This window comes from Tsukamurella sp. DT100 (genome assembly GCF_049844855.1).
Lineage (GTDB): Bacteria > Actinomycetota > Actinomycetes > Mycobacteriales > Mycobacteriaceae > Tsukamurella.
Genome location: NZ_JBNCLV010000004.1, coordinates 340,493 through 358,605, shown reverse-complemented (window position 1 = coordinate 358,605; position 18,113 = coordinate 340,493). Strand labels below are relative to the sequence as shown.

Sequence of the window (18,113 nt, the reverse complement as noted above, 5' to 3'; positions counted from 1 at the left end):
GGAGATGCCGTCCCCCACGCGTGGTCGACGACGCGTGGGGGACGATGTCCCGGTCATGCCGCCCACTCGATGCCGTGCCGGGCGAACGCGCTGCTCAGTTTGCGGCGGAGGAGCGCGTCGTTCGTGAGGTTCGACCAGCCCCATCGGACCACTTCCATGCCGTGAGTGCTGAACAGCGCCTGGCGTTCCTTCTCCGCCTCCAGGGAGGCGGCCCGTTCGGCGTCGCGGTCGCCGTATTTGCCCGATCCGTCGAACTCGCCGACGAGCGACCCCCACTCGAAGTCGACGAAGTGTTCCCGCCCGCCGAAGCGGTAGGAGGTCTGCAACCGGGGCATCGGCATGCCCCACGCCATCATCAGCATCCGTGACCAGGACTCGCCTGCCGATTCGGCGCAGTCCACGGAGAGTTCCAGGGCGCGTCGCGCCGTTGCGGATCCGCGGCGCCGGCCGAGGCGGTCGAGGGTCGCGGACAATTCCTCGACCCCGACGGGCGCCGGATCGTTCGCCGACGGAAAACGGCGGATCAGGCGGACGCTGTCGATCGCGGCGACGGCGCGGATCAGGTCGCCGGTCATCGCGACATCGATCGCGGTGCGGGCCCGAGTCGTCACCAGGGCACCGTCGACGTGGGTGATCTCGGCGTCGGTGAGTGGACGCGGGTGCACGTGGACACCCGGCCGCCTCCCTCCGCCGTGGACTCGATCGACGGTGAAGTGCACGTCGGTACGGCTCGGACGGAGGAAGGGAATGTCGTGCAACGCGGCCGCGCTCTCGAAGCTGACCGCGTTCCTGCAGGTCATCGCCGTCGCGAGGACTTTCAGGCGATACACCGCGTGCGCTGGACGGTCGCCCGGCGTCGTGTAGACGCCGCTGGCCAGCCGGATCAGTTCCCCCTCCGCGACTGCACGGCTGATGTCCGGGCTGCTGCGGCCGGTGGCGAGTAGATACGCGCGTGTGAGTAGTTCCCCCATGGAGGCATTGAACCGCCGCGTTTGCCGCCCAGCTGCGCTGCGAGCCGCTTCCTCCACAGGCTACTGGTGAGTATCCCCAACATTTCGTCCCTCACGCGGCGTCGACGAGGCGTGGGGGAGATCACGTCCCCCATCGGAGGGACGGCGTTTAGCGGGGGACCAAACGTCCCCCACGCGGCGTTGACGCGGCGTGGGGGACGTCGGCGTGATGAGGATCATGGGCGGCCGGGCGCGGAGGAGGCCCGGCCGCGAGCGCACCGTCGCACCACCCGGCGCGACGGTGCACCGTCGGACCAGGAGACCTAGCGGTAGTTGACGAACTGGAGCGCGATGTCGAGGTCGGCGTTCTTGAGCAGCGACTGGACGGACTGCAGGTCGTCGCGCGACTTGCTGGAGACGCGCAGCTCCTCGCCTTGGATCTGTGCCTTGACCGACTTGGGGCCCTCGTCGCGGATGAGCTTGCTGATCTTCTTGGCGTTCTCACTGGTGATGCCCTCGATGAGGGTGCCGGTGATCTTGTACGTCTTGCCGGAGGCGACGGGGTCGCCGGCGTCGAAGGCCTTGAGCGACAGTCCGCGCTTGATGAGCTTCTCCTGGAAGACCTCGAGGCCGGCCTTGACGCGCTCCTCGGCGTCGGAGGTGAGCACCACCTTGTCCTCGCCGGAGAACTCGACGGTGGTGTTCGTGCCGCGGAAGTCGTACCTCTGGCTGAGCTCCTTCGAGGCCTGGTTGAGGGCGTTGGCGACCTCCTGGCGATCGATCTTGCTCACGACGTCGAACGACGAATCGGCCATCTTCTGTTGCACTCCTATGATGTTGACCTGCGGGTTTGCGTGCCCCCCACGGGGGCGATGTAGTCTTCTCTCCGCTGCCTTCACAGGCGGTGCAAGGCACGTTGCCCGAGCGGCCAATGGGAGCGGACTGTAAATCCGTCGGCTTAGCCTACGTAGGTTCGAATCCTACACGTGCCACCAGCTGCGGCCTTCGGCGTCTCAGACGTCGGAGGCCGCAGTGATAACGAGTTGACCTGCGGATTTGGATGATCTCGGCCGCAGTGTGTAATCTCGTTGAGGCTCTTGGAGCGCCGGAGACGGTGCCTCGAGGACTCGCCCCCTTAGCTCAGTCGGTAGAGCGTTTCCATGGTAAGGAAAAGGTCAACGGTTCGATTCCGTTAGGGGGCTCGCTAGACCAGTGCAATGTGCTGATAGCTCAGGGCGGTGTAGCTCAGCTGGTTAGAGCGCACGACTCATAATCGTGAGGTCGGGAGATCGAGCCTCCCCACCGCTACAACTGACAAGAGATTTGCGAAAGAGGGACCGTCGTGGCTTCATCGACAGATGTCCGCCCCAAGATCACCTTGGCGTGCGAGGTGTGCAAGCACCGCAACTACATCACCAAGAAGAACCGTCGCAACGATCCCGATCGCCTCGAGCTGAAGAAGTTCTGCCCGAACTGCGGATCGCACCAGGCGCACCGAGAGTCGCGCTGACGTAGACGTCGACAAGGGGGAGGGCATCCACAGCGGATGCCCTCCCTTTTGGCATACTGCCCTTCAGCCCATTCACGATAGGTAGGTTCGTCACGTGAGCAAGGACATCGATGTGCCGGGTGGACCGGTCACCGAGCAGCTCAGCCCCGAAGAAGTCGCGGAGCGCACGCGCGCCGCAGTCGGTTACAACTACGAGTACGACGAGAAGTACTACGTCAGCCGCGAGAAGGTCCGCGAGTTCGCGAACGCGTCCCAGCTGACCGATCCCGTTCATCACGACGTGGAGGCCGCGCGCGCGGCCGGGTACGCCGACATCGTGGCGCCCCCGATCATGTTCTCCCTGATCGGCATCATCGCCCACCGCCCGCTGTTCGAGAACGCGATCGTCGGTTACGGCCGTCGTCCCGTCGTGCAGTCGGCGCAGGAGGTCAAGTTCCACGCGCCGATCGTCGCGGGGATGACGCTCACGACCCACGTGCACTTCGACGCCTTCCGGCAGGCCGCGGGCGCCGATCTGATCGTGACCCGCAACGAGATCTCCGACCAGGACGGCAACCCCCTCGTCACGTCCTGGACCACCCTGGCCGGCCGGTCGGGCGAGGACGAGGACGCCGAATTCGTCGGTGCAATGGAAAAGGTGATGATGTATGGCGCTTCGTAACTTCGCGGACGTGACGGTGGGCGAGGAGCTCCCGGAGCGCACCTTCGAGCTGACCCGCGGCGACCTGGTGAACTACGCCGGCGTCACCGGCGACCCGAACCCCATCCACTGGTCCGATCACATCGTGAAGCTGGCCGGCATGGAGGACGTCGTCGCGCAGGGCATGCTCACCATGAGCCTGGGCTCGAACTACATCACCGAGTGGCTGGGCGATCCGGGCGCGCTCAAGGAGTACAGCGTGCGCTTCACCGCGCCGGTGTTCGTCCCGGCCGACCAGAAGGCGGAGCTCCTCTACTCGGGCAAGATCAAGTCGCTCGACGAGGAGACCAAGACGGGCGTCGTCTTCCTGACGGTCAAGCAGGGCGAGCGCAAGATCTTCGGCAAGCCGGTCGCCACCGTCCAGTTCGCCTGACGGTCCGCGGCCCGCTCGGGCCGCATGACCGGTGCGTTTTGAGGTGCGGCACCGATGTGCCGTACACTGAACTGTCCGCACAAAACGGCGGGCGTGCGAAAGCGCGCCCTTCGAACGGTGCGGGTGCGGGGCCGGAAGGCTCCGCAAAGGGGTGTAGCTCAGTTGGTAGAGCAGCGGTCTCCAAAACCGCAGGTCGCAGGTTCGAGTCCTGTCGCCCCTGCATAGCGCGGGCCCCGGCCCGGCTGTCGACATCGGCGGGCCGACGCCCGCTGAAAATCCAGCGGAGGGAAGTGCGTGAGCGACGAGAAGGACGACGCGACCACCGGCGAAGCCGCCGGCGACAGCGCCGCCGAAGACGCCCAGCAGGCCCGCCCTTCCGGTAAGCGCTCGAGCGGCCGTGGCGGCCGCACGGCGCTGGCCGAGGCGCCGGAGCCCGGTTCGGCGGTCGAGTCCGGCGCCGCGAAGAAGTCCGCGGCCGAGAAGAAGTCGCGCAATCCGCTCGCCGCCATCTGGCTGTTCATCCGCCAGGTCGTCGCGGAGCTGCGGAAGGTCATCTGGCCGACCCGGTCCCAGATGATCAACTACACGATCATCGTGCTGGTCTTCGTGGTGGTCCTCACCGCGATGATCAGCCTCCTCGACCTCGGCTTCGCGAAGCTGATGTTGTGGGCGTTCGGCAAGTAGCCGGACCACACGAGTAGACGAGACGGAAGGAACTTCGGCGCTGTGAGCACCCCGGAGCACAACGAGGCAGAACTGGACGCCGTTGAGGACGTCCTGGTCGACGACGCTGCCGCGGCGACCGAGGTCGAGCAGGCCGAGGACGCCGCCGAGCAGGCCGAGGACGCCGCCGAGCAGGCCGACGACGAGGCCCTGATCGAGGTCGAGGAGAGCGTCCTCGGCGAGGACGAGCCCGGCGACGGCGCTGAGATCGTCGCCGAGGAGGAGCCCGAGGAGATCGACCCGGTCGAGGAGCTCAAGGCGCAGCTGCGCACGGCCCCCGGCGACTGGTACGTGATCCACACCTACGCGGGTTACGAGAACAAGGTCAAGGCCAACCTCGAGACCCGTGTCCAGAACCTCGACGTCGGCGACTACATCTTCCAGGTGGAGGTCCCCACCGAAGAGGTCACCGAGATCAAGAACGGTCAGCAGAAGCGGGTCAACCGCAAGGTGCTGCCGGGCTACATCCTGGTGCGCATGGACCTCAACGACGAGTCCTGGGGCGCGGTGCGCAACACCCCCGGCGTCACCGGCTTCGTCGGCCTGACCAGCAAGCCCTCGCCGCTCACGATGAACGAGGTCGTGAAGTTCCTGCTCCCCGAGAGCGCGCGCACCAAGCCCGCCAAGGACAAGGCCGGTGCCGCGTCCGACGGTGCCGCCGGTTCCGGTGGCGCGGCCTCGCAGGGCCCCGCGGTCGAGGTCGACTTCGAGGTCGGAGAGTCGGTCACCGTCATGGACGGCCCGTTCGCGACCCTGCCCGCGTCCATCAGCGAGATCAACGCCGAGCAGCGCAAGCTCAAGGTGCTGGTGTCGATCTTCGGGCGTGAGACGCCCGTCGAGCTCGCCTTCAACCAGGTCGAGAAGATCAGCTGACGCGGTTCGCCGCGTGAAGACTTCCCGCGCCCGCTGCAAGGGCGTGGGGTGATGAAAAAGGAAACTGAGGATGCCCCCGAAGAAGAAGAAGGTCGCCGGGCTCATCAAGCTGCAGATCCAGGCCGGGCAGGCCAACCCTGCTCCGCCCGTGGGTCCCGCGCTTGGTCAGCACGGCGTCAACATCATGGAGTTCTGCAAGGCGTACAACGCCGCGACCGAGTCGCAGCGTGGCAACGTCATCCCCGTCGAGATCACGGTCTACGAGGACCGTTCTTTCGACTTCAAGCTGAAGACTCCTCCGGCCGCCAAGCTGCTGCTCAAGGCAGCCGGCGTGCAGAAGGGCTCGGGCGAGCCGCACAAGACCAAGGTCGCCAAGGTGACCTGGGATCAGGTGCGCGAGATCGCTGAGACCAAGAAGGAAGATCTGAACGCGAACGACATCGATCAGGCCGCGAAGATCATCGCCGGTACTGCTCGCTCGATGGGCATCACCGTCGAGTAAGTCGCCGGGACGCCTCGTGCGTCCCGTGGGAGGGCCCGCTCGGCCCGCAGAACCACTCACTGCCCACTAGCCGGGCAAGAAACGAAAGAGTTTTCATGAGCAAGAACAGCAAGGCCTACAAGGCCGCTGCCGAGAAGGTCGACAAGGACAAGCTGTACAGCCCGCTGGATGCTGTCACGCTGGCCAAGGAGACCTCCTCCACCAAGCAGGACGCCACCGTCGAGGTCGCGATGCGCCTCGGTGTCGACCCCCGCAAGGCCGACCAGATGGTGCGCGGCACCGTCAACCTGCCGAACGGCACCGGTAAGACGGCCCGCGTGATCGTCTTCGCCGTCGGCGACAAGGCCGAGGAGGCCAAGGCCGCGGGTGCCGACGAGGTGGGCGCCGAGGACCTGATCGAGAAGATCCAGGGCGGCTGGCTCGAGTTCGACGCCGCGATCGCCACCCCGGACCAGATGGCCAAGGTCGGTCGCATCGCTCGCGTGCTCGGCCCCCGTGGCCTCATGCCGAACCCGAAGACCGGCACCGTCACCCCCGACGTGACCAAGGCCGTGGGCGACATCAAGGGCGGCAAGATCACGTTCCGCGTCGACAAGGCGTCGAACCTGCACTTCGTGATCGGCAAGGCGTCCTTCGACGCCAAGCAGCTGGTGGAGAACTACGGCGCCGCGCTGGACGAGATCCTGCGCGCGAAGCCGTCGGCGGCCAAGGGTCGGTACCTGAAGAAGGTCACCGTCTCGACGACCACCGGACCGGGCATCCAGGTGGATCCGAGTCGTGTGAGCAACCTCACCGAGGACGAGGCCTGAGCCTCTAGACCTCATCGGGTCTGACGTAAGCCCCCGATCGCTCCTCGAGCGGTCGGGGGCTTCGTCGTATCCGGGTCAGAGCAGCGCGTTGCCGGAGCTCGCGACCAGGAAGAAAAGCAGGAAGACGGCGCCGTAGGCCAGGAGCGCGAGCAGCGTCAGTGCGGTGAGGGCGCCGCCGATGACCATGCCGACCGTGGCGAGCGTGTTCTTGTAGCCGCGGTCCCGCGACTGCCGGTGCGCGATCCAGCTGACCAGCAGGCCCACGGGGTAGCAGCCGAACACCGTCAGGACCAGCCCGACGATGCCCATCGCCTGGTCCGGATCCTGAAGGCCCTGCGGCGGCGGGTAGCCGGGGTAGGGCTGGTAGGCAGGGTAGGGCTGGGCGGGGTACGACGGTGGCTGCCCGTACGGGTCGTGACCGTACGGATCGTTGGGCGTCGACATCGTGAACGCTCCCCTTGTCGCTGCGGATATCGGTGTGCGTCGAGCGTAGTCGAGCGCATGGAAGGACGGCGTGCGGCGGACCGGGCTCAGAGGATGAGCAGGAGCCGGATGAGGGCGGACGCGAGCCCGGACAGCAGGAGCAGCAGGCACAGGGAGATGGTGATCACGGCGATCACGTTGGTGTGCCCGTGACGCTTCGATACGCAGAACGCGTGGGTCGAGAGGAACACCGTCGCCATCGTCGCCGGCAGGTAGAACGTGGGATTCAGGTCGATCGCCATGCCGATCACCACGATCGGCAGCGCGACGACGAAGAACAGCACCAGGCCGACGACCGCGGGGATCAGGCCCGGATCGCCGGCGGGGCGCACCTGGGGCGGGATCGGGGCGTACGGCCGGCCGTAGGACTGCTGGGGGAACCCTCCGGGCTGGGCGAACGCCCGACCGTACTGCGGGTAGTGCGGGTACCGCTGGTACCGACCAGGTGCGGGAGGGTGAACCGACACTGACGTCTCCTCTTCGACGGGGATCCGGGCGACTGACGTCGACGGTATTCATCGGGGCATGGTGGTCCCTTGTCGCTCGCTTGGCTCCCGCGGGAACCACGTACGGGCGGCTCGTGGCGGCGGGCGCGGGAACGTGTCGGTGCGCGCCGGTATCGTCGCGCGCATGGACGACGACAGGCTGCTCGCCCGCATCGGGGCGCTGCTGCGGCAGGCGGAGGGCACCGACAACGAGCACGAGGCCGCCACGTTCACCGAGGCCGCGCAGCGGCTCGCCACGGCCGCGTCGATCGACCTCGCCGTCGCCCGCGCGCACCAGCGCGGGGCGGAGCGGGCTCGCGCGGTCCCCGAGCAGCGCACCGTCCGGATCGGGGAGGCGGGCCGGCGCGGCCTGCGGACCTTCGTCGAGCTCTTCGTCGCGATCGCCCAGTCGAACGACGTGCGGTGCGACGTGGCCTCCAACTCCACCTTCGTCTTCGCCTACGGCTTCGCGGAGGACGTCGACGCGTGCGAGGCGCTGTACGCCTCGCTGGTGATCCAGATGGTCCGCGCGTCGGACGCCTACCTCCGCTCGGGCGCCCACAAGTCGGAGACGGTGCAGCAGCTCTACGAGGACCGGCGCACCCGTCGCCGCTGGGTAGAGACCAAGCCGGTCTCGGGGGTCACCGCCCGGATCAACTTCCAGTCGGCCTTCGCCGCCCGGATCGGGGCGCGCCTCGCGGAGGCCCGGGCCGAGGCCACCGCGCAGGCCACGGAGCGGGGTGAGCCGGGCACCGCGGTCGCGTTGCGCGACAAGGAGGTCGAACTCGCCTCGTTCTACCAGGGCGAGTCCACGGCGCGGGGCCGGTGGCGCGGGTCTTCCGCGTCGGCCGGCTACTCCGACGGTGCCCGCCGCGCGGGTGATCGGGCGGGCCGGTCCGCGCGCCTGGGGGCCCACTCTGAGTTGAGCGGGGGCCGCGGCGCGCTGGAGCAGGGCCGGTCGTGAACCCGTACCCGCCGCCACCGCCGGCCCCGCCACCGCCGCCACCGTCGCGCGGGAACGCTGGGCTGTGGTGGGCGATCGGGGGCGTGGTGGTCGTCGTCGTGCTGATCGTCGCGCTCGCGGCGGTGCTGATGGTGCGGGGCGCCGGCGGCTCGTCGACGACGGCGGGCTCCACGCCGGCGGCCTCGGGGAAGGCGAGCGCCTGCGGGCTCCCGGGTTCCAGCTCGACCACGCCGAACACCGACCGCGTGGTCTCGGGCCCGGTGTCGTTCCCGGTGGCGGCGGCGCCGGGGTGGACTCGGCAGGTCTACCAACTCTTCGCGCCCGGCGCACAGGCCGCGGGGCTGCGCACCACGGTGACCGGGCACAAGTGGGATGCGCACGTCGAGGTGGGGCTCACCACCTTCGCACCCAAGGTGCCGGTCGCGGAGGCCGCGCGCCGGATCATTCCGTGCATCGTCGCGAGTAGCCGGTACGACTCCTACCGGCCGCGGCTCGAGGGCCTGACCGAGCCGGAGGCGATCACCGTCGACGGGGTGCCCGCCGCGCGGGTCGTCGGCCGCATCCTCGTCAGTCGCGAGGGCCTCGCGATTCCGGGCGACGTCGTGACGGTGGTGGTCATCGGCTCGGCGCCCCAGTCCTATTTCGAGTCCGACACCCCGATCGGTGACACCGCCCTCGCCGGGGTGGCGCAGCGGGTCTTCGAGCAGCTCAAGGTCGCGAGGGAAGTATGAGCGCCCTGCGCCGGTGGTGGCACGCGTACGGGTGGATCGTGGCTATCACGGTGGTCGTGATCGGCGTGGGTGCGGTCGTGGTGGCCGGGCTGTTCTCGCGCAGCATCGCGTCCCGCGAGGCCCGGGCGTCGCCGTCGGCGGTGGAGTCCGACAGGTACTGCGGGATTCCGGGGCGGTCGGCGTCGACGCCGATCACCGATCGGGTGACCGCGGGGCCCGTGTCCTTCCCGGTGGCCGCGGCCCCGGGGTGGAGACCGCAGCAGGCGCAGGCCTTCTCCCACGGGGCGGAGGTGGTGGGGCTCGCGACGGAGGTGGTGCCGCAGACCTGGGAGGCCCATGTCGAGGTCGGGCTCACGGCGTTCGCGCCGAAGCTCGAGACTGCGGCGGCCGCGCGGCGGATCCTGGCGTGCCTGGCCGACGAGAGCGCGTACACCCCCTACAGCCCGCGGTTCGAGGGGCTCACCGACCCCGAGCCGCTCCTCGTCGACGGCGTGCCGGCCGTCCGGGTTTCGGGACGCCTCCTCGTCGGCCGGGACGGCCTCCCGTTCCCGGGCGACGTGGTTACTGTTGTGGTCATCGACTCGGCGCCCCAGGCATACTTCGAGTCGGACACCCCGATCGGGGACACCGCCCTCGCGGCGGTGGCCCAGCAGGTCTTCGAGCAGCTCAAGGTGGCGAGGGACGTATGAGCAACCCGCAGGATCCGAACGGACAGCAGCCCGATCCGTACGCGCAGCCCGACCCGTACGCGCAGGGCGGCTACCAGTACGGATACGGGCAGCAGACGAATCCGTACGGGCAGCAGCAGCCCTACCAGCAGCAGGGATACCCGCAGCAGGGCTACCAGTACCCCGGCCAGCAGTACCCCGGGCAGGGCCAGCCGCCGCAGAAGCCGAACCGCACCGGCCTGTACGCCGCGATCGGCATCGCGGTGGTGCTGGTGATCGCGGTCGCGATCGCCGCCGTCCTGTTGGTCGTGAACTCGGGCTCCGACGAGGGCGACCGGACCGCCGCGCCGAGCGCGGGCCCCACCTCCGTCACGCCCAGCACGGGCGGCGACTGCGGCGTGCCCGGCACCGGGCTGGCCTCGCCGATCACCGACCGCGTCGCCTCGGGCCCGCTGTCCTTCCCCGTCGCCGCCGCGCCGGGCTGGGAGCAGGAGAGCTACACCGTGTACGCGCAGAGCATCGCCGCCGCGGGCCTGCAGAAGTCGATGGGCGACGGCCAGCCCTGGCAGGCCGGTGCGGAGGTCGGCCAGACCAACTTCAACTCGAAGCTGGATCCGAAGGACGCCGCCTCGCGGATGATCCAGTGCATCGCGGACGGCGCCGGCTACAACAGCGTGACCTCCAAGCGGGTCGAGCAGTCGGCGGCGGAGTCGATCACCGTCGACGGCGTGCCCGCCGCGAAGGTCACCGGCAAGATCCTGGTCACGGGCGACAAGCTCACCGTCGCGGGCGACGACGTCACGGTCATCGTGATCGCCTCCGCGCCGCAGACCTACGCCATGCTCGTCATCCCGATCGGTCGCGACGACATGGCCGCGACGGGCAAGGCGATCATCGAGCAGCTCAAGGTCGCCAAGGATGTGTAGCCCCGCTGGCTAGGGACGCGCAGCGGGCCGCGGTCTACCGCGCGGAGGAGCTGGTCCGCGGCCTGTTCGAGCACGCGGGGGCGGGGCGCACCGTTGACGTGCTGGGAGTGCCGCTGACGCTGCCGCCCGAGGCCCGCTTCGCCTCCGTCGACTCGGTGCAGGCGTACGTGGATCGGGTCCTCGGCCCCGGCGCGGTCCGGGTGCGGGCCCGCGCGGGCGCCGCCGGCGCGCACTACGAGAGCGGTCCCGCCGGCCCGGTCGTCGCCGTCCCCGCCGGGCGCGACGGTGCCTGGGCCCTCCGCGAGCTGGTCGTCCTGCACGAGCTCGCGCACCACGTCGTCGCGTCCTCGGGCGCCGACGGCGCCGCCCACGGCCCGTCGTTCACCGCCGCCTTCGTCGACCTCGCCGCCCAGGTCATGGGCCCGGAAGCAGGCCTGGCGCTGCGCATCGTCTACACCGAATCCGGCGTCGCCGTCGGCTGAGGCGGCGCCTCATGGGGGATTCGGCGCCGCGCGGGGGACGACCGACCCCTCACGAAACGCACGGCGTCCAGTGGGGGAGAGTTGGCGTCTGGTGGGGGAGCGAACGCGGCGCGGGGGACGACCGAGCCCCCGCCACACGCACGGCGCCCGGTGGGGGACCGAATCCTGGGGTGGGGATTGGGTGTCTGGTGAGGGATGGAACGTTGAGCGGGGGATTCGACACGGCGGCGTACGCCGCGGCCGAGTCCCGGCTGCAGGGGATTCGGCGCCGCGCGGGGGACGACCGACCCGGCCCGGGCGCAGCGCACCGTCGAACCACGATTTGGCGAACCCGCGCACCGTCGGTACTCTGGTCCCTTGGAATCCGGTGACAACCGGACCGTTCCACCGAAGACCGTCGGTCGTCAGGCGCAAGCCTGATCGAAGGTCCGGCCCCGAGCCGGCGACCCACGCAGGAGGACGAGGATTCATCATGAACCCCGTGCGCCCTGCGCCGGGGTTCTCGTCGTTTCAGGGCAAGGCCTCCAAAGACGGATGACACGTAGAGAGGAGGCGAAGTATGGCAAACGCCGAGAAGGTCGCAGCAGTCGCTGAGATCGCTGAGCAGTTCTCCAAGTCCACGGCCACCGTGGTCACCGAGTACCGCGGGCTGTCGGTCGGTTCCATCACCGAGCTGCGTCGTTCGCTCGGAGAAGGTGCTACCTACTCCGTCGCCAAGAACACCCTGGTCAAGCTCGCCGCCAAGGACGCCGGCGTCGAGGGACTGGACGAGCTGTTCGTGGGTCCGACCGCTATCGCCTTCATCGAGGGTGAGCCGGTCGAGGCCGCCAAGGCGATCAAGAAGTTCGCCAAGGACAACAAGGCCCTGGTCATCAAGGGCGGCTACATGGACGGCAAGGCGCTGTCCGTGGCCGAGGTCGAGCGCATCGCCGATCTCGAGTCGCGCGAGGTGCTCCTGGCCAAGCTCGCCGGTGCCATGAAGGGCAACTTGGCGAAGGCCGCAGGCCTGTTCAACGCTCCCGCTTCGCAGGTGGCCCGCCTGGCCGCCGCGCTGCAGGAGAAGAAGGCTGCCGAAGAGGCTGCCGCGTAATACCGCTGATCCAGCGAACCCCCTTCGGGTGCTCCGCACCCGAGAACCACCACCCTTGCCTCGCGGATCAGCGAGCAAGACTTAACGGAAGGACGCCACCATGGCGAAGCTCACCACCGACGAGCTGCTCGACCAGTTCAAGGAGCTCACCCTGCTCGAGCTCTCCGAGTTCGTGAAGGCTTTCGAGGAGACCTTCGAGGTCACCGCCGCTGCTCCGGTCGCCGTCGCGGCTGCCGGTGCGGCCCCCGCCGCCGGCGGCGCCGACGCCGCTGCCGAGCAGGACGAGTTCGACGTCATCCTCGATGGCGCCGGCGACAAGAAGATCCAGGTCATCAAGGTCGTCCGCGAGCTGGTTTCGGGCCTCGGCCTGAAGGAGGCCAAGGACCTCGTCGAGGGCGCCCCCAAGGCGATCCTGGAGAAGGTCGACAAGGACGCCGCCGAGGCTGCCAAGGCCAAGCTCGAGGAGGCCGGCGCGTCGGTTTCGGTCAAGTAATAACCGAACCGCACGTCAGTGCTGCAACCGCCCCGTCGCCCAGTGCGACGGGGCGGTTCTCGTTTTCCGACGGTGCCGCCCCGTCCGAATAGAACAGGTCCGGTACCGCCACCAGCGGGTACTGGGGTACTGTGCTCCCAGCGGTCTGTGGCGCGAGCCACACCTGGAAGCGACGAAAGGTCTCGACAGTGGGTGTCGAAGTAACTACCAAGAACCTGACGAAGTCGTTCGGGTCCCAGAACATCTGGTCCGACGTTTCGTTGACCCTGCCCGCGGGCGAGGTCTCGGTTCTGCTCGGCCCGTCGGGTACCGGTAAGTCGGTGTTCCTGAAGTCCCTGATCGGTCTGCTGCGCCCCGAGGAGGGCGAGATCATCATCGACGGCACGGACATCCTCACCTGTACGTCGTCGGAGCTGTACGAGATCCGCAAGATGTTCGGCGTGCTGTTCCAGGACGGCGCGCTGTTCGGCTCGATGAACCTGTACGACAACACGGCCTTCCCGCTTCGTGAGCACACGAAGAAGAAGGAGAGCGAGATCCGTCAGATCACGATGGAGAAGCTCGAGATGGTCGGTCTGATCGGCGCCGAGGACAAGCTCCCGGGTGAGATCTCGGGTGGTATGCGTAAGCGCGCCGGCCTGGCCCGCGCGCTGGTGATGGACCCGAAGATCATGCTCGTCGACGAGCCGGACTCCGGCCTCGACCCGGTGCGTACCACCTACACCAGCCAGCTGCTGATCGACATCAACGCGCAGATCGACTGCACGACGCTGATCGTCTCGCACAACATCAACATCGCCCGCACCGTGCCGGACAACATGGGCATGCTCTTCCTCAAGCACCTGGTGATGTTCGGCCCCCGTGAGGTGCTGCTCACCTCCGAGGAGCCGGTGGTCAAGCAGTTCCTCTCCGGCTCGATGATCGGCCCGATCGGCATGTCGGAGGAGAAAGACTCGGCGCAGATGGAGGCCGAGATGGCCCGCGTCGCCGGCGGCCACTCCGACGGTGGCGTCGACGTTCCGGACGAGATCGCCCCGCAGATGCAGCCCACGCCGGGCATGCCGCCCCGCAAGGGCGACGCCCGCCGCCGGGCCCGCGTCCGCCAGATCCTGCCGACCCTGCCGGAGAAGGCGCAGATCGCCATCCGCAAGGACCTCGGCGACGACCCGGCCGATTACGCCGCGACGGTCCCCGTGGCCGCCGCCCAGCAGTACGAGCAGGCGCCCGAGACGGCCCCCGTCTCCATCCAGAAGGAGTACGCCGGCGACGAGGCGCCGACGTCGGCCTACCCGGTGACGCAGGCGGACGAGAACCCCACCGACCACCTGCCGAAGGTCGAGGACGGGCGCTGACCGCACCGTCGTAGCAACCGCCGACACCGGCCCGGGAACGCTTCCCGGGCCGGTGTCGGCGTCTCCGGGGTGGGGTCGGCCCCGATATTCGAAGGAAATCGGCGGTTTCGCTTGACGTCCGCGCGGATTCGGGTCACAGTTATCGGCAGGACGCGATGTGCTCGTGTCCACGTGAGAGCATCTCTCGGGTGCCTCCGGCCCGCACGGCAGCCAGCCCGCGGCCGGGGCCGACGGCGCAGCCGACCGACGATGCCGGTGTTCGAAGAACGGCGCGCGTCATGCTTGCGCCCAAGCCCCTCGGGGCTTAGTCTGGACTGCCCCTTGCGGGGTGGTCATTCCTCTGTTAATGTTGGACGTTGCGCTGGCTGCCTCCTGCCCATCTGAATATTCGCCCTCGATTGGGGCCGTACTCTGCGGGTTGCCGTCAGCACAATTTTGGCAACGTTACTAGTCACAGCAGAGGACGCATCTTGGCAGTCTCCGTCTCCAGCCAGACTCAGAACGATCAGAACGACGCCGTGGTGCCCGGAGCGCCCAAGCGCGTGTCGTTCGCGAAGATCTCCGAGCCGCTTCCCGTACCGGGCCTGCTCGACCTGCAGATCGACTCGTTCGACTGGCTCGTCGGTACGCCCGCTTGGCGGGAGAAGGCCGCTGCGCGCGGCGAGGCACAGCCCACCGGCGGTCTGGAGGACATCCTCGCTGAGCTGTCGCCGATCGAGGACTTCTCGGGCTCGATGTCTCTCTCCTTCTCCGATCCGCGCTTCGACGAGGTCAAGGCCTCGATCGAGGAGTGCAAGGACAAGGACATGACGTACGCGGCGCCGCTGTTCGTCACCGCCGAGTTCATCAACAACAACACCGGCGAGATCAAGTCGCAGACCGTCTTCATGGGCGATTTCCCCATGATGACGGACAAGGGCACGTTCATCATCAACGGCACCGAGCGCGTCGTCGTCTCGCAGCTCGTCCGTAGCCCGGGCGTGTACTTCGACGAGAACATCGACAAGTCGACCGAGAAGCCGCTGCACAGCGTCAAGGTCATCCCGGCCCGCGGTGCGTGGCTCGAGTTCGACGTCGACAAGCGGGACACCGTCGGTGTCCGCATCGACCGCAAGCGCCGCCAGCCCGTCACCGTGCTGCTCAAGGCGCTCGGCTGGACCACGGAGCAGATCCTCGAGCGCTTCGGCTTCTCGGAGATCATGCGGTCCACCCTCGAGAAGGACAACACGGCCGGCACCGATGAGGCGCTGCTCGACATCTACCGCAAGCTGCGCCCGGGCGAGCCGCCCACGAAGGAGTCGGCGCAGACCCTGCTGGAGAACCTGTTCTTCAAGGAGAAGCGCTACGACCTGGCCCGCGTCGGCCGGTACAAGCTCAACAAGAAGCTCGGTCTCCCGGCGAACTCCGACGGCACGCAGCCGCTGGTGCTCACCGAGGAGGACATCGTCGCGACGATCGAGTACCTCGTGCGCCTGCACGAGGCACCGTCGGAGCAGCTCACCTACATGACCGTGCCGGACGGCGTCGAGGTCCCCGTCGAGGTCGACGACATCGACCACTTCGGCAACCGTCGCCTGCGCACCGTCGGCGAGCTGATCCAGAACCAGCTCCGCGTGGGCCTGTCCCGCATGGAGCGCGTCGTCCGCGAGCGCATGACCACGCAGGACGTCGAGGCGATCACCCCGCAGACCCTGATCAACATCCGCCCGGTCTCGGCGGCGATCAAGGAGTTCTTCGGCACCTCGCAGCTCTCGCAGTTCATGGATCAGAACAACCCGCTGTCGGGCCTGACCCACAAGCGCCGCCTGTCGGCGCTCGGCCCCGGTGGTCTGTCGCGTGAGCGCGCCGGCCTCGAGGTCCGCGACGTCCACCCGTCGCACTACGGCCGCATGTGCCCGATCGAGACCCCTGAGGGCCCGAACATCGGCCTGATCGGTTCGCTGTCGGTGTACGCGCGGGTCAACCCGTTCGGCTTCATCGAGACCCCGTACCGCAAGGTCACGGAGGGCAAGACCACCGACGAGATCGTCTACATGACGGCCGACGAGGAGGATCGCTACTACATCGCGCAGGCGAACGCGACCACCGACGCCGACGGTCGCCTGACCGACGACAAGGTGCTCGTGCGTAAGCGCGGCTCCGAGGTCGAGTTCGTCCCCGTCTCCGCCGTGGAGTACATGGACATCTCGCCGCGCCAGATGGTCTCGGTCGCGACCGCGATGATCCCGTTCCTCGAGCACGACGACGCCAACCGTGCCCTCATGGGTGCGAACATGCAGCGTCAGGCCGTGCCGCTGGTCCGTTCCGAGTCGCCGCTGGTCGGCACCGGTATGGAGCTGCGCGCCGCGGTCGACGCCGGCGACGTCGTCATCACCGAGAAGCCGGGCGTCGTGGAGGAGGTCTCCGCCGACTTCATCACCGTCATGGCCGACGAGGGCACGCGCAAGACCTACAAGCTGCGCAAGTTCGCGCGGTCGAACCAGGGCACCTGCGCCAACCAGCGTCCGATCGTCAACGCCGGCCAGCACGTCGAGGCCGGCCAGGTCCTGGCCGACGGCCCCTGCACCGACAACGGTGAGATGGCGCTCGGCAAGAACCTGCTCGTGGCGATCATGCCGTGGGAGGGCCACAACTACGAGGACGCGATCATCCTCTCGCAGCGCCTGGTGGAGGAGGACGTGCTCACGTCCATCCACATCGAGGAGCACGAGATCGATGCCCGCGACACGAAGCTGGGCGCCGAGGAGATCACCCGGGACATCCCGAACGTCTCCGATGAGGTGCTGGCCGATCTCGACGAGCGCGGCATCATCCGCATCGGCGCCGAGGTCCGCGACGGCGACATCCTGGTCGGCAAGGTCACCCCGAAGGGCGAGACCGAGCTGACCCCGGAGGAGCGGCTGCTCCGCGCGATCTTCGGTGAGAAGGCGCGCGAGGTCCGCGACACCTCGCTCAAGGTGCCCCACGGCGAGACCGGCAAGGTCATCGGCGTCCGCGTGTTCTCGCGCGACGACGACGACGAGCTGGCCCCCGGCGTGAACGAGCTGGTCCGCGTGTACGTGGCCCAGAAGCGCAAGGTCCAGGACGGCGACAAGCTGGCCGGCCGCCACGGCAACAAGGGCGTCATCGGCAAGATCCTCCCCGCCGAGGACATGCCCTTCCTGCCCGACGGCACCCCGGTCGACATCATCCTGAACACGCACGGCGTGCCCCGTCGTATGAACATCGGCCAGATCCTGGAGACGCACCTCGGGTGGGTCGCCAAGACCGGCTGGGACGTGCGCGACGAGAACGGGAACATCCCCGACTGGGCGTCCGCGCTCCCCGAGGAGATGTACAGCCAGCCCAAGGACACCAACACCGCGACGCCGGTGTTCGACGGTGCCCGCGACGAGGAGCTGGCGGGCCTGCTGGGCTCGACCCTGGCCAACCGCGACGGCGACGTCATGGTCGGCGCCGACGGCAAGGCGACGCTGTTCGACGGCCGCTCGGGCGAGCCCTTCCCGTACCCGGTGGCCATCGGCTACATGTACATCCTGAAGCTGCACCACCTGGTGGACGAGAAGATCCACGCCCGCTCCACCGGCCCGTACTCGATGATCACGCAGCAGCCGCTGGGTGGTAAGGCGCAGTTCGGTGGACAGCGCTTCGGCGAGATGGAGTGCTGGGCGATGCAGGCGTACGGCGCCGCCTACACCTTGCAGGAGCTGCTCACCATCAAGTCGGACGACGTGGTCGGCCGCGTGAAGGTGTACGAGGCGATCGTCAAGGGCGAGAACATCCCCGAGCCCGGCATCCCCGAGTCGTTCAAGGTGCTCCTCAAGGAGCTCCAGTCGCTCTGCCTGAACGTGGAGGTGCTGTCGTCCGACGGTGCCGCCATCGAGATGGCCGACGGCGACGACGAGGACCTCGAGCGCGCTGCTGCCAACCTCGGCATCAACCTCTCGCGCAACGAGAACGCCTCCGCCGAAGACCTCGCGAACTAGCCCCCGCCAACCG

Annotated in this window: 19 protein-coding genes, 4 tRNA genes and 1 pseudogene; 20 read left to right on the top strand and 4 right to left on the bottom strand. The window is 68.3% G+C overall.

Annotated features, from left to right (window positions below; translation table 11 throughout):
* Positions 1 to 53 precede the first annotated feature (53 nt).
* Together ACLQ3K_RS11990 and ACLQ3K_RS11985 are read right to left on the bottom strand one after the other, a co-directional pair.
* Positions 54 to 1,028 carry a type IV toxin-antitoxin system AbiEi family antitoxin domain-containing protein gene (locus tag ACLQ3K_RS11990; RefSeq protein ID WP_425999524.1) on the bottom strand — a complete coding sequence of 325 codons (975 nt, stop codon included), beginning with the start codon at positions 1,026 to 1,028 and terminating at the stop codon, positions 54 to 56.
* Positions 1,029 to 1,273: 245 nt separating this feature from the next.
* On the bottom strand, positions 1,274 to 1,765 hold the full coding sequence (locus ACLQ3K_RS11985) for a YajQ family cyclic di-GMP-binding protein (RefSeq protein WP_425999522.1): 492 nt from the start codon (positions 1,763 to 1,765) through the stop codon (positions 1,274 to 1,276).
* A gap of 95 nt (positions 1,766 to 1,860) precedes the next feature.
* Here ACLQ3K_RS11985 and ACLQ3K_RS11980 point away from each other — a divergent pair.
* From ACLQ3K_RS11980 to rplA, 11 genes are all read left to right on the top strand, one after another.
* Positions 1,861 to 1,945, top strand: a tRNA-Tyr gene (locus ACLQ3K_RS11980).
* 134 nt (positions 1,946 to 2,079) lie between these two features.
* Positions 2,080 to 2,152: transfer RNA gene (locus ACLQ3K_RS11975), tRNA-Thr, on the top strand.
* A gap of 32 nt (positions 2,153 to 2,184) precedes the next feature.
* Positions 2,185 to 2,258 (top strand) — tRNA-Met (locus ACLQ3K_RS11970).
* Positions 2,259 to 2,292: 34 nt separating this feature from the next.
* Entirely contained in the window at positions 2,293 to 2,460 is a 168-nt protein-coding gene (gene rpmG / locus ACLQ3K_RS11965) for a 50S ribosomal protein L33 (RefSeq protein ID WP_013125415.1), read from the top strand.
* A 94-nt stretch (positions 2,461 to 2,554) separates the two neighbouring features.
* The gene (hadA, locus tag ACLQ3K_RS11960) at positions 2,555 to 3,121 is read left to right on the top strand and encodes a (3R)-hydroxyacyl-ACP dehydratase subunit HadA (RefSeq protein WP_068523949.1); all 567 of its coding nucleotides are present in this window, start codon (positions 2,555 to 2,557) and stop codon (positions 3,119 to 3,121) included.
* Positions 3,108 to 3,533 carry a (3R)-hydroxyacyl-ACP dehydratase subunit HadB gene (hadB, locus tag ACLQ3K_RS11955; RefSeq protein ID WP_068523951.1) on the top strand — a complete coding sequence of 142 codons (426 nt, stop codon included), beginning with the start codon at positions 3,108 to 3,110 and terminating at the stop codon, positions 3,531 to 3,533. The genes hadA and hadB overlap by 14 nt, the downstream gene beginning before the upstream one ends.
* Before the next feature lie 147 nt (positions 3,534 to 3,680).
* Positions 3,681 to 3,753, top strand: a tRNA-Trp gene (locus ACLQ3K_RS11950).
* Between the two features lie 74 nt (positions 3,754 to 3,827).
* Positions 3,828 to 4,217, top strand: a complete 390-nt coding sequence (secE, locus tag ACLQ3K_RS11945) for a preprotein translocase subunit SecE (RefSeq protein ID WP_425999518.1) — start codon at positions 3,828 to 3,830, stop codon at positions 4,215 to 4,217.
* Between the two features lie 42 nt (positions 4,218 to 4,259).
* Positions 4,260 to 5,129: a transcription termination/antitermination protein NusG gene (nusG, locus tag ACLQ3K_RS11940; protein WP_425999516.1), complete on the top strand. Its 870-nt coding sequence runs from the start codon at positions 4,260 to 4,262 to the stop codon at positions 5,127 to 5,129.
* A gap of 70 nt (positions 5,130 to 5,199) precedes the next feature.
* Entirely contained in the window at positions 5,200 to 5,631 is a 432-nt protein-coding gene (gene rplK / locus ACLQ3K_RS11935) for a 50S ribosomal protein L11 (protein ID WP_068523954.1), read from the top strand.
* 95 nt (positions 5,632 to 5,726) lie between these two features.
* Positions 5,727 to 6,440 (top strand): 50S ribosomal protein L1, encoded by a 714-nt coding sequence (gene rplA / locus ACLQ3K_RS11930; protein ID WP_425999514.1) that lies wholly within the window; start codon positions 5,727 to 5,729, stop codon positions 6,438 to 6,440.
* 75 nt (positions 6,441 to 6,515) lie between these two features.
* Here rplA and ACLQ3K_RS11925 read toward each other — a convergent pair whose 3' ends face one another.
* A complete protein-coding gene (locus ACLQ3K_RS11925; protein ID WP_425999512.1) occupies positions 6,516 to 6,884 on the bottom strand; it encodes a hypothetical protein in 369 nt (122 codons plus the stop codon).
* A gap of 86 nt (positions 6,885 to 6,970) precedes the next feature.
* Positions 6,971 to 7,390 carry a hypothetical protein gene (locus ACLQ3K_RS11920; RefSeq protein ID WP_425999510.1) on the bottom strand — a complete coding sequence of 140 codons (420 nt, stop codon included), beginning with the start codon at positions 7,388 to 7,390 and terminating at the stop codon, positions 6,971 to 6,973.
* Between the two features lie 163 nt (positions 7,391 to 7,553).
* On the opposite strand from ACLQ3K_RS11920, the gene ACLQ3K_RS11915 reads away from it, so the two are divergent.
* The 9 genes and pseudogenes from ACLQ3K_RS11915 to rpoB all read left to right on the top strand — a co-directional run bounded on the left by ACLQ3K_RS11915 (position 7,554) and on the right by rpoB (position 18,100).
* Positions 7,554 to 8,372 carry a DUF2786 domain-containing protein gene (locus ACLQ3K_RS11915; protein ID WP_224652183.1) on the top strand — a complete coding sequence of 273 codons (819 nt, stop codon included), beginning with the start codon at positions 7,554 to 7,556 and terminating at the stop codon, positions 8,370 to 8,372.
* Between the two features lie 83 nt (positions 8,373 to 8,455).
* Positions 8,456 to 9,103: a hypothetical protein gene (locus ACLQ3K_RS11910; protein ID WP_425999508.1), complete on the top strand. Its 648-nt coding sequence runs from the start codon at positions 8,456 to 8,458 to the stop codon at positions 9,101 to 9,103.
* Between the two features lie 38 nt (positions 9,104 to 9,141).
* The gene (locus tag ACLQ3K_RS11905; RefSeq protein WP_425999506.1) at positions 9,142 to 9,792 is read left to right on the top strand and encodes a hypothetical protein; all 651 of its coding nucleotides are present in this window, start codon (positions 9,142 to 9,144) and stop codon (positions 9,790 to 9,792) included.
* Positions 9,789 to 10,697, top strand: a complete 909-nt coding sequence (locus ACLQ3K_RS11900; protein WP_224651968.1) for a hypothetical protein — start codon at positions 9,789 to 9,791, stop codon at positions 10,695 to 10,697. Before ACLQ3K_RS11905 ends, ACLQ3K_RS11900 begins: the two co-directional genes overlap by 4 nt.
* A 5-nt stretch (positions 10,698 to 10,702) precedes the next feature.
* Positions 10,703 to 11,179, top strand: coding sequence for a TIGR04338 family metallohydrolase (locus tag ACLQ3K_RS11895; RefSeq protein ID WP_425999817.1), 477 nt, complete (start codon positions 10,703 to 10,705; stop codon positions 11,177 to 11,179).
* A 559-nt stretch (positions 11,180 to 11,738) separates the two neighbouring features.
* Positions 11,739 to 12,269 (top strand): 50S ribosomal protein L10, encoded by a 531-nt coding sequence (rplJ, locus tag ACLQ3K_RS11890; protein WP_224651966.1) that lies wholly within the window; start codon positions 11,739 to 11,741, stop codon positions 12,267 to 12,269.
* A gap of 100 nt (positions 12,270 to 12,369) precedes the next feature.
* Positions 12,370 to 12,762, top strand: coding sequence for a 50S ribosomal protein L7/L12 (gene rplL / locus ACLQ3K_RS11885; protein WP_224651964.1), 393 nt, complete (start codon positions 12,370 to 12,372; stop codon positions 12,760 to 12,762).
* Positions 12,763 to 12,950: 188 nt separating this feature from the next.
* Positions 12,951 to 14,114 (top strand): ABC transporter ATP-binding protein, encoded by a 1,164-nt coding sequence (locus ACLQ3K_RS11880; protein WP_224651962.1) that lies wholly within the window; start codon positions 12,951 to 12,953, stop codon positions 14,112 to 14,114.
* 435 nt (positions 14,115 to 14,549) lie between these two features.
* Positions 14,550 to 18,100: pseudogene (rpoB, locus tag ACLQ3K_RS11875) on the top strand (DNA-directed RNA polymerase subunit beta).
* Positions 18,101 to 18,113: the final 13 nt, after the last annotated feature.

Excerpts from the sequence above, each read along its gene's own strand:
- rplL (WP_224651964.1), top strand. The coding sequence starts at position 12,370 with ATGGCGAAGCTCACCACCGACGAGCTGCTCGACCAGTTCAAGGAGCTC.
- ACLQ3K_RS11925 (WP_425999512.1), bottom strand. The coding sequence starts at position 6,884 with ATGTCGACGCCCAACGATCCGTACGGTCACGACCCGTACGGGCAGCCA.
- rplK (WP_068523954.1), top strand. The coding sequence starts at position 5,200 with ATGCCCCCGAAGAAGAAGAAGGTCGCCGGGCTCATCAAGCTGCAGATC.
- rplA (WP_425999514.1), top strand. The coding sequence starts at position 5,727 with ATGAGCAAGAACAGCAAGGCCTACAAGGCCGCTGCCGAGAAGGTCGAC.
- ACLQ3K_RS11915 (WP_224652183.1), top strand. The coding sequence starts at position 7,554 with ATGGACGACGACAGGCTGCTCGCCCGCATCGGGGCGCTGCTGCGGCAG.
- hadB (WP_068523951.1), top strand. The coding sequence starts at position 3,108 with ATGGCGCTTCGTAACTTCGCGGACGTGACGGTGGGCGAGGAGCTCCCG.
- rplJ (WP_224651966.1), top strand. The coding sequence starts at position 11,739 with ATGGCAAACGCCGAGAAGGTCGCAGCAGTCGCTGAGATCGCTGAGCAG.
- ACLQ3K_RS11900 (WP_224651968.1), top strand. The coding sequence starts at position 9,789 with ATGAGCAACCCGCAGGATCCGAACGGACAGCAGCCCGATCCGTACGCG.
- ACLQ3K_RS11985 (WP_425999522.1), bottom strand. The coding sequence starts at position 1,765 with ATGGCCGATTCGTCGTTCGACGTCGTGAGCAAGATCGATCGCCAGGAG.